The sequence below is a fragment of the Synechococcus sp. Nb3U1 genome, from assembly GCF_021533835.1.
Classification (GTDB): domain Bacteria; phylum Cyanobacteriota; class Cyanobacteriia; order Thermostichales; family Thermostichaceae; genus Thermostichus.
In genome coordinates this window covers 322,085-335,931 of the sequence record NZ_JAKFYQ010000001.1, presented here as the reverse complement: position 1 = coordinate 335,931, position 13,847 = coordinate 322,085, and the positions used below count along the sequence as shown (strand labels likewise).

At 57.0% G+C, this 13,847-nt stretch carries 17 protein-coding genes; 9 read left to right on the top strand and 8 right to left on the bottom strand.

All coding sequences use genetic code 11. From position 1 onward, the window contains the following. Positions 1-24 precede the first annotated feature (24 nt). The 4 genes from L1047_RS01495 to L1047_RS01480 are packed head-to-tail and all read right to left on the bottom strand — an operon-like array spanning position 25 to position 3,242. A complete protein-coding gene (locus tag L1047_RS01495) occupies positions 25-996 on the bottom strand; it encodes a M23 family metallopeptidase (RefSeq protein WP_235276871.1) in 972 nt (323 codons plus the stop codon). Between the two features lie 17 nt (positions 997-1,013). Continuing rightward, the gene (locus tag L1047_RS01490) at positions 1,014-1,865 is read right to left on the bottom strand and encodes a biotin--[acetyl-CoA-carboxylase] ligase (protein WP_235276869.1); all 852 of its coding nucleotides are present in this window, start codon (positions 1,863-1,865) and stop codon (positions 1,014-1,016) included. 10 nt (positions 1,866-1,875) lie between these two features. After that, a complete protein-coding gene (locus tag L1047_RS01485; RefSeq protein ID WP_235276867.1) occupies positions 1,876-2,508 on the bottom strand; it encodes a DUF3318 domain-containing protein in 633 nt (210 codons plus the stop codon). Next, positions 2,505-3,242 carry a pyridoxine 5'-phosphate synthase gene (locus L1047_RS01480; RefSeq protein WP_235276865.1) on the bottom strand — a complete coding sequence of 246 codons (738 nt, stop codon included), beginning with the start codon at positions 3,240-3,242 and terminating at the stop codon, positions 2,505-2,507. Before L1047_RS01480 ends, L1047_RS01485 begins: the two co-directional genes overlap by 4 nt. A 166-nt stretch (positions 3,243-3,408) precedes the next feature. Between L1047_RS01480 and L1047_RS01475 the strand changes: the two genes are divergently transcribed. Continuing rightward, the gene (locus L1047_RS01475; RefSeq protein ID WP_235276864.1) at positions 3,409-4,452 is read left to right on the top strand and encodes an ATPase, T2SS/T4P/T4SS family; all 1,044 of its coding nucleotides are present in this window, start codon (positions 3,409-3,411) and stop codon (positions 4,450-4,452) included. A 217-nt stretch (positions 4,453-4,669) separates the two neighbouring features. Next, on the top strand, positions 4,670-5,368 hold the full coding sequence (gene lepB, locus L1047_RS01470; protein WP_235276863.1) for a signal peptidase I: 699 nt from the start codon (positions 4,670-4,672) through the stop codon (positions 5,366-5,368). A 51-nt stretch (positions 5,369-5,419) separates the two neighbouring features. Here lepB and sds read toward each other — a convergent pair whose 3' ends face one another. Then, the gene (sds, locus tag L1047_RS01465; protein WP_235276862.1) at positions 5,420-6,391 is read right to left on the bottom strand and encodes a solanesyl diphosphate synthase; all 972 of its coding nucleotides are present in this window, start codon (positions 6,389-6,391) and stop codon (positions 5,420-5,422) included. A 114-nt stretch (positions 6,392-6,505) separates the two neighbouring features. Between sds and L1047_RS01460 the strand changes: the two genes are divergently transcribed. Then, positions 6,506-6,907, top strand: coding sequence for a metal-sensing transcriptional repressor (locus L1047_RS01460; protein ID WP_235276861.1), 402 nt, complete (start codon positions 6,506-6,508; stop codon positions 6,905-6,907). Between the two features lie 15 nt (positions 6,908-6,922). Here L1047_RS01460 and L1047_RS01455 read toward each other — a convergent pair whose 3' ends face one another. Further along, entirely contained in the window at positions 6,923-7,345 is a 423-nt protein-coding gene (locus tag L1047_RS01455) for a TerB family tellurite resistance protein (RefSeq protein WP_235276860.1), read from the bottom strand. Between the two features lie 246 nt (positions 7,346-7,591). On the opposite strand from L1047_RS01455, the gene rpsP reads away from it, so the two are divergent. The 5 genes from rpsP (at position 7,592) to cysQ (ending at position 11,476) form a co-directional block, all read left to right on the top strand. Continuing rightward, positions 7,592-8,077, top strand: coding sequence for a 30S ribosomal protein S16 (gene rpsP / locus L1047_RS01450; protein WP_235276858.1), 486 nt, complete (start codon positions 7,592-7,594; stop codon positions 8,075-8,077). 54 nt (positions 8,078-8,131) lie between these two features. Then, a complete protein-coding gene (locus tag L1047_RS01445; RefSeq protein WP_235276857.1) occupies positions 8,132-8,407 on the top strand; it encodes a KH domain-containing protein in 276 nt (91 codons plus the stop codon). Next, positions 8,404-9,507 (top strand): Get3/ArsA fold putative tail anchor-mediating ATPase NosAFP, encoded by a 1,104-nt coding sequence (locus L1047_RS01440; RefSeq protein WP_235276856.1) that lies wholly within the window; start codon positions 8,404-8,406, stop codon positions 9,505-9,507. Before L1047_RS01445 ends, L1047_RS01440 begins: the two co-directional genes overlap by 4 nt. 359 nt (positions 9,508-9,866) lie before the next feature. Next, on the top strand, positions 9,867-10,628 hold the full coding sequence (hisF, locus tag L1047_RS01435; RefSeq protein WP_235276855.1) for an imidazole glycerol phosphate synthase subunit HisF: 762 nt from the start codon (positions 9,867-9,869) through the stop codon (positions 10,626-10,628). Positions 10,629-10,660: 32 nt separating this feature from the next. Then, a complete protein-coding gene (gene cysQ / locus L1047_RS01430) occupies positions 10,661-11,476 on the top strand; it encodes a 3'(2'),5'-bisphosphate nucleotidase CysQ (RefSeq protein ID WP_235276854.1) in 816 nt (271 codons plus the stop codon). Positions 11,477-11,525: 49 nt separating this feature from the next. Here cysQ and L1047_RS01425 read toward each other — a convergent pair whose 3' ends face one another. Both L1047_RS01425 and L1047_RS01420 read right to left on the bottom strand, forming a co-directional pair. Then, entirely contained in the window at positions 11,526-11,990 is a 465-nt protein-coding gene (locus L1047_RS01425; RefSeq protein WP_235276853.1) for a pentapeptide repeat-containing protein, read from the bottom strand. Positions 11,991-12,196: 206 nt separating this feature from the next. Continuing rightward, the gene (locus tag L1047_RS01420; protein ID WP_235276852.1) at positions 12,197-12,958 is read right to left on the bottom strand and encodes a PspA/IM30 family protein; all 762 of its coding nucleotides are present in this window, start codon (positions 12,956-12,958) and stop codon (positions 12,197-12,199) included. 266 nt (positions 12,959-13,224) lie between these two features. On the opposite strand from L1047_RS01420, the gene hisB reads away from it, so the two are divergent. Then, the gene (gene hisB, locus L1047_RS01415) at positions 13,225-13,845 is read left to right on the top strand and encodes an imidazoleglycerol-phosphate dehydratase HisB (protein WP_235276851.1); all 621 of its coding nucleotides are present in this window, start codon (positions 13,225-13,227) and stop codon (positions 13,843-13,845) included. Positions 13,846-13,847 lie beyond the last annotated feature (2 nt).

Below are 13,847 nucleotides of genomic sequence, written 5' to 3'. Positions count from 1 at the left end.
TCACTGATATTAACTCAGGCACTGCTAACCCGGTAACTGAGCCACGGCGATCTTCAGGTCATCTGTGGCATCCAACACCACCCAGTCTTGAGCGGTGGCCCGCTTCCACAGCTCAAAATGCAAATGCGGCCCGGTCACCTCCCCAGATGCACCCACATAGCCAATCACGGATCCCTGTTCCACCCGTTCTCCAGTAGCCACTGCCACCTCAGACATGTGGCCATAGCGAGTGCGCTGATGACCCGCGTGTTCCAGTACCACGGCAATCCCCAATCCCCCCAACGATCCAGAAGCCACCACCTTGCCGCTGAAGGAGGCCAGGATCGGTGTGCCCATGCTGGCCCCCAAATCTACACCAGCATGAAACTCCGGCTGTCCGCGAATCGGGTGCATGCGCATGCCGAACCCGGAAGTAATCGGCACAGGGCGCGGTAAGGGATACAACAACCGCTCATCCCCTGCTGCTAGCTCTGGTCGGGTCGGAGGTTCGGGGTCTGCCTCTTGGACTTGGCTGGGATCCTCAATGCGAATCTCTTGTCCGGGAGAAATGATGATGCGCCGACCGGAGGTTCGTTCCATCAGCACAATCGGCACCCCAGTTGGGTCGCCGGAATCCGGGGGAGCAGCCAAGTGGCGGGTTTCCTCCGGCTCGATGACAATTTCCCGACCCACCACCGTCTCGGTACGGGTTTCGGCTTCCAGGGTCAGGGGCTCATCGGCTGCTGCGGGGGATGTTGCAGCTTCTAGAGAAGTCTCTGGCATCGGAATGGCTCCGTCTAGAAGCAGGGCCGCCGCTCCAGGGGTATCTAAAGCCGGCTCAACCACAGGCGGTGGAGGTAGGCTCTCCGGCTGAGTTTGCGCCAAAAGGGCACTGGGATAAAACCAGAGCAGACATAGCCCCAGCCCCAGCCCAAAGCTTAGCCGTCGCAACTGTCGAGATCGCGCAAAAGAGAGCCGCAAGGCCGCGAATAGGGGATCCATCACCAGTTTCAACACAGGCCACACGAGAAAAACTACAGGCTGCCGCGAACGGGAATGTGATAGCTCAAACGCACTTGGTCGGGCGAAAGCGTCAGAATGGACTGCCGCTGTTGGGAATGTAGCTCCCCTTGTGGTTGTACCCGGATCCTCCCGTCCTCGGCAAGGCCCAAAACCGTGGCGACAGCCTCTGCTTCTGGCCAATCGACTTGCGTGGGGATCATCCAGCTCTCATACTCCCAGCGAATGGGCTGGAACCCCGACTGCTGCCAGGTGCGGAAGCCGCGCTCCATACCCCGCAAAACCAGGGATCCCACCCAAGTGCGATCCTGCCGGGATCCCAGCAGTTGTGACAACGAGATCGCCCCCTGTGGCACTCCGTTATTCAGGTTCAGCCCGCAGCCAGCCACCAAACCCAGCAGCTGTCCTGCCCCACCAAAGCGACTCTGGAGTAGTATCCCCCCCAGCTTTAGCAAGCGCTCAGAATGCTCCTCATCCACCACAACCAAATCATTCGGCCACTTCAACCCCAGCGGGATCCCCAGGGTTTGCCGCAATTGCCTGACAACTCCCCAAGCCAAAGCCAAAGTCAGCTCCAGCAACGAGGGATCCGATTCTGGGGATTCCCACTTGCCGGGTCCTGGCGGGCCCAGCCATACCGACAAATACAGCCCCCCCGGCTCAGACTGCCAAACCCGTCCATGTTGTCCCCGCCCAGCCCGTTGACGGGTACTGACCAAAACGGTGCCCAGTGGGAGCGGCTGGGGAAAATGACGGCCCCAGTCCAGAAGCAGCCGGTTGGTGGAATCGGTCGTGGCCACCTGCAACAGATGTTGTCCCCAGGCCCCTCGCCCCACCAGGGATCCCAGTCGTGACGGCGATAACATCTGCCCCAAATCAGCTCAGCACGATATCTTCCGCCGGACGTTGGGCCAACCGCTTCAGATTTTGGTAGCGCAACATATCCAGCAGCTCATTGCCTGAGCGCCCCTCCAAGCGCGCCTCCACGTGCAGAGCCTGTCCCAGGGCTTCCACCGCCTGTAGTCGAGGGATCCCCCGCAGCACCATGCGATCGACCGCATAGGCATCGGCAGCCAACAAGCGTCGGTCATTGGTTTGATCGCGGCGCAACTGCCAGAGGGCCAAGCCACTCAAGCCCCCCGAAACCGTCGCCCCCACGGGATCTTGTTGGACAGCCTCGAAGATCAAGCTCAACCCCCCTAGCGCCGCCACGGCCAGGTAAAAGTCGATCTGGCGCGACACTGCCCGACTGTAGTAGCCCACCTTGTGTAGGAACAACCCCGCCCGCTGTACTGGCGTAAATTGTCGCCACTCATAGGGCTTAATGAACAGCTGCATCTGCCGATCCCAAGGCATTTGCCGACGACCTTTGATCACCAAGGTTTGCCGCTCTGAGGCAGGCAAGATTTTCACGCTCTCCCGCATGCTAGCAGGGAGCAGATCCAACAGACGATCAATCTCAGCCTGCTCGAGAATGTGGTTTTCGTAGCCGTAGTAATCCGAGTTCATGTCGGGCCTACCCCAAAGCCTAATCCCATTGCTTGACGCATCTCTCGTACCGCCCGGTCCAACCCCACCAGTACCGCCCGACTGACAATGCTATGGCCGATATTCAACTCCTCCATGCCCGGGATCCGTGCCACGGGGCCGACATTCCAGTAGGTAAGCCCATGCCCCGCATTCACCCGTAGGCCCAGGTCGATAGCCTGATGACTGGCGTCTTCCAGGTGATTGAGCTCCACCTCCCGCTCGGTTGCTGAGGAGGCTTCAGCATAGCGCCCCGTATGCAGTTCAATCCACTGGGATCCCACCTGGGCGGCTGCCGCAATTTGGGTCGGATCCGGGTCGACAAACAGGCTAACGGGAATGCCGGATCCCTGTAACTGGCCCACCACATCGCTGAGGCGCGACACCTGCCCGGCCACATTCAGGCCCCCCTCGGTGGTCACTTCTTCCCGCCGCTCCGGCACCAACGTGACATAGTCGGGTTTGACCTCAAGGGCAATTGCCACCATCTCATCTGTAGCCGCCATTTCCAGGTTGAGGTGGGTACGCACGGTTTGCCGCAGCAGGCGTACATCCCGATCTTGAATGTGCCGGCGATCTTCGCGCAAATGCACCGTGATGCCATCCGCGCCTGCCAACTCCGCAATCACCGCTGCTGCCACCGGATCGGGCTCTACCGTGCGGCGCGCCTGTCGAACAGTGGCGATGTGATCAATGTTGACTCCAAGACTTAACAAGGCCTTCGCTTCTTTTGTAGTGAGAGGATTAAGAGTCGTCCTAATATTACACTTTAGTCAATTTGAGCCGGTTGGACGAGTCTTGAGGGCGATGGGGATCACACATCGCTCCATAGACTACAGTGATTAGGAACGATGTCTCGCCTACGCGGGATCCGGGCTTGCCATGACTGATCCAGATGCCTCTCTGGCGGTAGGACGACACACCAAAATCGACCGGACGCGGATACCGGCCTTGATTGCTCAGTATCTGCCCGTCGAGATCTGCATCTACTATCAGGTGGTGCCGGTTGCCCTGGATACCGACAGCTTGATTTTGGGCATGGTGGATCCCCAGGATTTGGCGGCGCTGGACTATGTGGGCAAAATGCTGGCCTACTCGCAAATTTCGGTCGAGCCGATCCCCCTCACCTTTGAACAGCAGCAAGATCTGATCGCCTACTACTTCAGCCATCCCCCTGATCCGGCAGAGGTGGCTCAATTGCGGTTGCAAGCTCAAGCCAACCGGGTTACCCGAGAGGTGCCCACTCCCAAAGGTGGGCCAGAAACTCAGATGGCTCCGGCTGTACCGTCTCCTGCTAGCCAAACCTCTCCCCCTGCCCCCCCAAGCGAATCGGAAGAAACAGTTCAGCAGTTGCTCAACTCGATGCTGCGACGGGCTCTAGACGAGAAGGCCGATCAAATTTTTGTGGAGCCCCAAGAGGGGGTGTTGTGTCGAGTGCGCTATCGTCAGCAGGGCATTTTGCGGGATCTGTTCAGAGAACTTTCCGAATCGGTGCGCTCCAAATTGTTGGCCTCCATGAAGCGGATGATGGCCTTGGATCCTGACTTGATTGGAGAACCCCAGCAGGCGGAAGTGGAGCGGATGTATAAAGGTGAACCTTTGGTGTTGCAGTTGCGGGTGATCCTACAGCGCTCTAAGGAAGGGGCAATCCTGAATATTTTGCGGGGGGAGGCCCTACAGAAATATCAGCAGAACCAGAACAATGGCCGTGTCACAGAAACTCTGGCGCTGGCACAACAAGCCCATCAAATGCTGCAACAACTGCAAATGACCCTGAGCAGCACGGTTGATAAGTTAAAGCAGTATCCCAGCCCCCCCAATACCGACTGGCCCCTGATGACGGAAACCCTGACAGCAATTCAAGTCCAAGCTCAGATGATCGCCGCCTATCAACAGGATTGGGAAAAACTGAATTCTAGCAAGTGAACTTTTCCACCCAAACTAGGCGCTCTTCTGTTGAAATCTTAAGGTCAAATTCTCAGGGGGGTTGGCCATTAGGACAATGTATCAGAAGATACTGATTCTGCACAACTCATTGCCACTTGGCCCTCCAGTGTAGGTTGAATGGGACGGGATCCCATCCTGCTGATCTAAGTTGGGTGCGATAATCTTGGGATCGTGAAGTCTTGTGCGTTGAGTATCCATGCCGCCAGAAGATCCTGCTTCTCTGCCCCAGCCCAAGCTGCCGGAATCGAAGCCTCCTACCCATTCGGGATCCCGCAGCTGGTGGCAGAGCCAACGGGAGAACCTGCTAACCATTTTGTTGGCGCTATTGCTGGCCTTTGGCATTCGTACCTTTGTGGCCGAAGCACGCTGGATCCCGTCGGATTCGATGTTGCCGACGCTGGAGGAAGGAGATCGGCTGGTGGTGGAAAAGGTGAGCTACCGCTTTGGTTCCCCCCAACGGGGCGATATCATTGTTTTCAACCCGCCCGCTAAGTTGAACTTCGATGGTGCCTACATCAAGCGGGTGATCGGTCTGCCAGGGGATCGCATTCGCATTGACGATGGCGAGGTCTTCATCAATGGGATCCCCCTCCAGGAAGACTATATCTATGCCCCGCCCAACTACTCTTGTCCCGGCGATCGCTGCCCAGGGGTGAGGGCTCAGGGATCCGACTTTGTAGTGCCGCCTGCTTCCTATTTTGTGATGGGGGATAACCGCAACGACAGCCAAGACTCCCATGTGTGGGGCTTTTTGCCAGAAGAAAACATTATCGGCAATACCATCTTCCGCTTTTGGCCCCCGAATCGCCTGCATTTCTTCGCCACACAAGAGTATCCGGAGTTGCCTTCAGAAGCCCAAGTGAGGAATCTTCCCCCTCAAGATGGGGGCAGCTGAGCGCTAACGCTCTGGCCTGAGATCATGGAATGGGATCCCGACAGGAACTCCTTAGCGTAGCCGCTCCAGCACGTAGTCCACCATCTGAAACAGGGCACGCCGGGCTAGGGAGTCGGGCAAACTGTGCAGAGCATCGGCAGCCCGATGAGCATAGTCGCGGGCCAACTGACGGGAGCGCGGGATCCCTTGGCTTTGATACACCCACTCTAGGGCTTGCTTCAGGGCTTGTGGATCGACTAGCTCAGTCAGAATCAGCTCCCGCATTTGGGGAAACTCCTGTAGAGCAAACAGGACAGGCGCGGTCAGGTTGCCCTGGCTGAGATCGGATCCCACCGGTTTGCCTAGTGCCTCCGTCGAGGCGGTGAAATCCAGCAAATCATCGACGATTTGAAAGGCAATCCCCAGGTCACGGCCAAAATCGAACAATCGCTCCGCCACCTCAGGATCTACGCCGCTCAGGATCCCTGAAGCTTTGGAACTGCCGGACATGAGCGAAGCGGTTTTGTAAAAGCTCTTGGCCAGGTAGTCTTCCATCGACAAATCTGGATCAAAGCGAGTCAGGCTCTGGCGCACCTCTCCCTCCGGCAGATCCATGATTACCTTGGAGAGCAGCTTCACCACCTCTAAATCGTCTAAATTGGCCAAGTACCAAGCGGCCTGCCCAAACAGATAATCTCCTGCCAGCACCGCCACCCGATTGTCAAAGAGGGTATTGACCGTATCGATGCCGCGCCGCACATCGGCTGTGTCGATCACATCGTCGTGCACCAAGCTGGCCGTATGGATCATCTCGGTAATTTCCGCCAAGCGCCAATGCCGTGGGGTAATTTCCCCATCCGGGGTGGTGGCACGGGCGATCAACAGGACGATCGCCGGTCGGATCCCTTTCCCCCCCGCCGAAAAGAGGTGCTCGGCAGCTGTGGCCAGAATTGGGTGTTTGGCACTTACCAACCGGGTTAGGTTCTGGCGTAAACGCTCCAGATCCGCTTCTACAGGGCCAAAAGGGGAAAGCACAGAGGTCATGGAGCCGCAGTATGAGAGGTTTTACAAAATTTCATATCTCTTCTTATTGTAGAGCACCCCATCGTTCTCAGGGGAAACCGAGCAGTATCATGCAAACAGCATCTCGCCTGTTCTATGCCGGATCCCATTCCCCCCTTCCACTCCCATTCTGCCCCCCCGATCCCTACGCAGCCGGAACCCGATTGGCAGGAAGATTGGGAACTGGCTTTGGAACAGCCACCTTTGTCTGGGCGGGCTCACCCCCACCAGCATGACCCGCAGTCACGCCGCAAATTGGTGAATCGCCTAGCGCGTATCGAAGGGCATGTACACGGGATCCGCTCCATGATCGAGCAGGATCAGCCCTGTCCGGATGTACTGCTACAAATTGCCGCCGTCAAGGGGGCACTGGATCGGGTGGCACGGCTGATTTTGGATGACCACATTAGCCATTGCATCCGCCATGCCATCGAAACCGGCAATATCGAAGTGGAACTCGAAGAACTGCAACGGGCCTTGGATCGCTTTATTGGATGAGCTGGTCAAGTCTACTTAGGCGTAACGTTCCAGCAAAGCCGTACTTTTCAGTTGCCACTGCAGCCCCATAAAGGCCCAATCGAGAAACTCGTTCACTTCCTCAACGCTGAACTGCATTGCTTTGCCGATCTCAAAGATTAGCGCCTCTTCTTTCTCCACCAATTCGCTATTCACCACCGCCATCGCCGCCAGATCCCGCAAAATGAGTGCCCCCACCGGGTTACGCATGGCCGGGATCCCGCTGATATCCAAAGCTGTCCCCGCTTCATCGGTCAAATAGGCTTGAGCCAGTTGGGCATCTAACCCTACTCCTTCCGCCACTTGGGTAAAAAAGCTGGTTTCCTCTTCGTCTAATTGGCCATCCACTCGGGCTACTGCGATCAGAGCCTTGAGGTAGAGCTGGCGCTGCGCGTCTGTGAGATCGGCGTAGTTGACCATGATGGCTACCGGCTGAATGTGTGTTTCCTCATTTACTCTGCCACGAAGCTTGCTCTCTGAAACTGGTATGGGTGTTTTTCAACCATGAAAAAATCGCTTAGAATAGAAAGCCTGTGTTTATTCGCCGAACCGCCAAGACCTGGGAGCTTTGGCAGACTTGGCGAGTCGAATACTTCTTCGTTTATTTTCCTCCCTTTCTTTGATTCTCTACAGCTTGCGGAGCACCCCTAAGGAGCAGATCACCCCATGGTAAAATTGCGGCTCAAGCGCTACGGAAAGAAGCAACAACCCAGCTATCGCATCATCGCCATCGAGAGTAAAACTCGCCGTGAAGCCCGTCCACTGGAGGAGCTGGGCTACTACAACCCCCGCACCAAGGAAACCGTTTTGGAAACGGGTAGCCTGCTGAAATGGTTGCGCTGCGGCGCTCAGCCCACCGATACCTTGCAAGGAATCCTCAAAAAAGCGGGCATTTACAACATGTTGGAAGCGGGCGAAGGTGGGGTCGTCGCATCGATTCGGATCCCGGCCATGGCTAAGCCCGAAGTTGGGATCCCTGAGGTAGCTGAAGAGCCTGCCGTTGCAACTGCTGAAGCTGAGGCTGCTGAGCTTGTTGCTGAAGTGGCTGCTGTCGCTGAGCCTGAAACAGCCCAACCAGAAGAAGGAGAGCCCGTTGTGGCGGAAGTGGAAACCCCGGCAGAGCCTAAAGTTGAGGAAGCGGCTGAGGCTTAGCGCCACATTCGGCTACGCTTTCGGTTAAACCTGGCCTTAACCGGTTTTTCTCCCATGCCAGACTACAAAGCTCTTGCCTATCTTCTGATCGAGCCGTTGATTAGCCCCGCTCAGTTGCAGATGGACTTAGAAACCACCTGTGCTGGGCAAAAAGTGTGGCTGCGGCTGGCCTTTGACCCGAAAGATCGCGGACGAGTGTTCGGTCGGGGAGGACGCACTATGCAGGCGATTCGGCAGGTGATGATGGCGGCGGCTCAGTTGGCCGGGCAATCTCTGCACATTGAAGTCTATGGAGATGGTGGGGAACGGAGTCGGGAGGGGCGGGAATGAGCCAGATTCTCACGTTCTTGGGCAAGGGGGGGACGGGTCGCAGCACCTTGGCGGTGGCGGCGGCACGCGCTGCTGCCCAACAGGGGCGGCGGGTACTCCTGGTAGGACACCAGGCGGGGCCAGGGCTGGAAATGCTCTTGGGTGGGATCCCGCTGTCGGGGGAACCTCTGACGATTGCGGCCAATTTGAGTGTGGTACAGCTCCGTACTACCCAGCTCTTGGAGCAGAACTGGACGGCGGCCAAAGAGCTGGAAGCCCAGTACGTGCGTACCCCCTTTTTCCGGGAAATCTACGGGCAGGAGCTGGGGGTATTGCCGGGAATGGATCAGGCCCTGGCCCTGGAGGCACTACGCCGTTACGATGCCAGCGGCCAATACGACTGCATTCTCTACGATGGGCCGGGGGATCTGACCACATTGCGGGCGTTCGGGATCCCTGAGGTGGCCAGTTGGTACTGGCGGCGGGCTTCCAAAGCCTTTCTGGGATCCGATTTGGCCAAAACCCTGCGACCGTTTGCCGAGCCGCTGTTGCGTTCGGTCAGCAATGTCGAGTTTTCTTCTCTAGAAGACCTGCCGGATCGCATGGGGGGCATGACCAACATTTTGGAGCAGGGGCGACAGGCGATTGCGGATCCGCGCCGAGTCTTGGCGCATTTGGTCACCACTCTTGATCCGATGGCGATCCAAACCGCCCGTTACCTCTGGGGGAGTGCCCAAATGGTGGGGCTGACGGTGGGTGGCCTTTGGGTAACACCGATTGGTTCGGGGCCGGTGCCGACAGCGGAGTTTGCTCCCCTGACGGTGCGTTCTCTACCTGTGCGCCAGGAATCCGATTGGTCTGCTTTGGAGGCTGCGGTGGGCGGTGTGTTCACTGTGCCGGATGTGCCCCCGCCCTTGGCAATTGACGAGGGATCCCGTACGGTGAAGCTGTTTATCCCGGGCTTTAATAAAACGCAAATCGAGCTGAGCCAGTCGGGGCCGGAGCTGACAATCACTGCCGGCGATCAACGGCGCAATTTGTTTTTGCCGCCCAGTTTGGCAGGCCGACAAGTGGCTGGAGCCAAGTTTCAAGAACCCTTTTTGATCATCAGTTTTGGCTAAGCTGGTTTATTCAGCCGAGGAGCTGCAAGCTCAGGGGCATTTTTGGTTTGCCTTTTGTGGATTGGATTCTAATTTACCGCCTTGGGATCAATTGGGTGCCTGGAACCCTAGGCTCAGCTAGAGCAGCAGGCTCCCATGGGGGGTATTTCTTTCTCGGTGAGCTGGAACAGGTTCCCGAGGCTTGGATACAGCCTTTTCCGACTTCACGCGGGCCCTTGAGCTAGGCAAAAAACCTTACTTAATAGAGATCTGCTAGAGATCTGCTGTATCAGATAACGCTGGAAAAGGCTGTAAATGATGATTTGGATCAACAGGAATAAGTTATGGGCGGACAATAACCACAAGAGGATGAAAACAACATGCTGGCCAAGCGGATCATTCCCTGTCTGGATGTGGCAGCAGGGCGTGTGGTGAAAGGGATTCAATTTGTGCAATTGCGGGATGCCGGGGATCCAGTAGAGCTGGCCCAAGCTTACGACCAAGCAGGGGCAGACGAGCTGGTGTTTTTGGATATCACCGCCACCCACGAAGAACGGGCTATTCTGCTGGAGGTAGTGCAGCGGACAGCAGAGCAGGTGTTCATTCCCCTCACGGTCGGGGGCGGGATCCGCGATCTCGAGGGTGTGCGACAACTGTTGCGGGCGGGGGCGGATAAAGTCAGTCTCAACTCTGCGGCGGTGAAGGATCCAGATTTGGTCAGTCAGGCCAGCCGTTGGTTCGGATCCCAGTGTATTGTCGTGGCCATCGATGCCCGGGCCAAAGCAGGAGGAGAGGGCTGGGAAGTGTATGTGCGCGGGGGGCGGCAGCCGACGGGGTTGGATGCGATCGAATGGGCCAAAACCATGGCAGAGCGGGGGGCCGGAGAGATCTTGCTCACCAGTATGGATGCGGATGGCACGCAGGCGGGCTACGACCTAGCCTTGACCCGTCAGGTGGCGGATGCGGTATCGGTGCCGGTGATTGCCTCGGGGGGAGCAGGGGAATGTACCCATATTCGGCAAGCCCTGCAGGAAGGGGGAGCAGAAGCGGCGCTTTTGGCTTCTTTGTTGCACTATGGTCAATTGACGATCCCCCAGATCAAGGCAGACTTGGCGGCGCATGGACTGTTGGTGCGCACCTGAACCTGGCAGCGATATTTGAGAGGACTTCGCCGATGTTCAACAATCTCCAAGGCAGCGAGTTAGCCGATTGGTTACCTCATATCGCTCGTTTGTCGAAAGCCGCAGGGCAGGCCATTTTGCAGGTCTACCGGCAAGAGCAGATACATGTGAGTGCCAAGGCGGATCATTCGCCCCTCACCGAGGCGGATTTGGCCTCTCACCACCTGATTGTGCACGGGCTGAAGGAACTCACCCCAGCAATCCCGGTGCTATCAGAAGAATCCGGTGGGATCCCCTACGCTGAGCGGCAGGCTTGGAGGCAGTTCTGGCTGGTGGATCCCTTGGATGGCACCAAGGAGTTCATTCAGCGCAACGGCCAGTTCACGGTGAATATCGCCCTTGTGGAGGAAGGGATCCCGATTTTGGGGGTGGTTCATGCGCCGGTTTTGGATCTCACCTATACGGCTGCTCAAAAGGTGGGCGCCTACAAAGGAGAGACACGGCTTTGCACCCGCCCTTACCCGGAAGGATCCCTCAAGGTGGTGGCCAGCCGTTCCCACGCCAATCCCGAAACCGAGCAATTCTTAAACCGGCTGCAAACCCATTACGGCCCACTGGAGGTCAGCTCCCTCGGTAGCTCTCTCAAATTTTGTCTGGTAGCAGAGGGATCTGCCCATCTCTATCCCCGCTTTGGTCCCACTATGGAATGGGATACTGCCGCCGCTCAATGTGTCGTCGAGCAGGCTGGGGGGAAAGTTACCAACTTGAAAGGGGATCCCTTGCGCTACAACAAACCTGATCTGCACAACCCACCCTTTGTGGTGGCAGCTCAGGATGCAGCTCAGTTGTGGCAAGATCTGCTCGGGTAAATGGATTCTGCCCAGATTGTGATTTCGACGGCCGTTGCAAGGCCAGGCCCTACATGCCCATCTCAGCTGGGTTAAAGCCATCCGGGAACTTGGTGTACTCGTCGTAAAGGGCACCCCGAAAATGGGTGTTGGTAATGATGGCTTCGCGTAGATCCGCCCCAATGCGCAAATCGGCCCGGTTCAGTTCTGCCTCGGTCAAATCAGATCTGAGCAACTTGGCCCGATAGAGATTGGCCCCGCGAAAGTCTGCTTTGACCAACTTGGCCCCGATCAGGTTGACCCGCCGCAACTTGGCCCCGCGCAGATCAGCACCCGTGAGATCCGCCCCTGACAAATCCGACTCGCGCAAATCTGCCCCACTCAGGTTGGCGTCCCGCAGGATAATGCCCTTCAAATTTACCCCGCTCAATTGGGCCCCACTCAGATTGGATCCCGAAAAATCCCGCTGGCCAGAGGCATAAGCCTGCAACAGTTGCTTGGCATTAAGGAGGGGCTTGATACTCGCTGTCGTCATCGCTGTATGTTCTCTCGCAAAACCGCAGGTGGGCTACCTCAAACTAGGCCTCAACCCTGTCAGAGGCAGGCCGGAGTCCTTGTTGGTTAGCTTACCACGTTGGTTAGCTTACCACCCCCTGTCGCAGCCAAGACCAACCCATGCCCAGATTCAATTCAACACAAGGGAATCCTCAGGGGCTAGGAAATACATAGCACCCTATTGGTTCAGAGCTGGTCGATCTCTTTGCGGAGATTTTCCAATTCCAGATCCACTTCATCACCGCTGGATTCCTGGTTCGGGGTTTTTAGCTCTCCAGGGGGCAACTGGCCCTGTACCGAGGCTTTGAGCATCAACAATTCATGATCCACGTCGGATCCGCCTGCCTCCAAGGCAGCAAATTGGTTCTCAAGGGTATCTACCGCTAGCTCTGCCACCGCCGCAGACTGAGCTTCTAGAGTGTTCACCTTCTCTTCCATCCGCTCAAAAGCAGAGAAGGCATTGGTGGTGTTCACCCGCCCGATCACCTCGTTGATTTGCTGAGAAGCTTTGGCCGAGCGTGCCCGGGCGATCAACATGTCCTTCTTGGTCTTGGCTTCGGAGATCTTGCTCTCCAGCTTGGTCATGTTGGTTTTCAGGATTTCCACTTGCTTGGTCTGCTCATCCAACTGCCGCTTCATGCTCTGGGCGGTCTCGCTGAAAGTTTTTTTGCGCACCAAGGCTTCGCGGGCTAGGGCTTCGTTGCTGTTGCGCAGGGCTAACTCAGCGCGGTTTTGCCATTCGTTGACGCTTTGCACGGCCTGCTCGTACTGTCGCTCCATCCGCTTTTGGCTGGCAATGGCCTGGGCGACGGCCTGCCGCATCTGGAAGTGATCCTCAGACATATCCTGGATGGTTTGGTTCAGGATTTTCTCTGGATCTTCGGCGCTACTGACCAGCGCATTGATATTGGATCTGATGATTCGGCTGACCCGATCGAACAATCCCATCTGATCTCTCCCTAGCAGTCTGACCTAATGCTACCCTCGCCGTCTCGACGCTTTCCAGTGTCTCTACTCCAGTATAGGGATCCCCAGCCGAGATCCAAGGAGATTTATCAAGAACCTGAAAGCGGGTCTCTCTGGGAGTGCAGGTTAGTATTGGCTGGCTCCTAAGCTCAAGAGGGCGGATCCCTGGGCTAGAGATGTCGAAGTTCGGGGGCTTGTGCGATCCTGTAGCTGGGCTTAGGCCTGTTGCCTCTCTTTTTTAATTCTTCATGACTGCTATCGACTCTCCCCGTCTGCTTCAGCCAAGAATTGCCTCCGTTCATCGTCGCACCGGCGAAACCGACGTTCAGATCCAGCTCAATTTAGATGGCAATGGCCACCACGACATCGCTACCGGGATCCCTTTTTTGGATCACATGCTGGCGCAACTGAGTACCCATGGCCTCATCGATCTGTCTGTCAAAGCGATCGGGGATCTGCACATCGACGATCACCATACCAATGAAGATGTGGGCATTACCCTCGGGCAAGCCCTGGCACAAGCCTTGCAAGATCGGCGGGGCATTCAGCGCTTCGGCCATTTTTGGGCCCCTTTGGATGAAGCCTTGGTGCAGGTGGTGATGGATTTTTCCGGTCGCCCCCACCTCAGCTACGGCCTAGAGTTGACCAGTGAACGGATTGGTCGCTACGAAACCCAGTTGGTACGGGAGTTTTATCAGGCGGTGGTGAACCACGCTCAGCTCACCCTCCACATCCGTCAGGCTGCTGGGATCAATGCCCATCATATTGTTGAGGCCAGTTTTAAGGCCTTTGCCCGTGCCCTGCGCATGGCCATAGAACGGGATCCCCGCCGACAAGAAGGGATCCCCAGCTCGAAGGGGGTGCTGTAGCG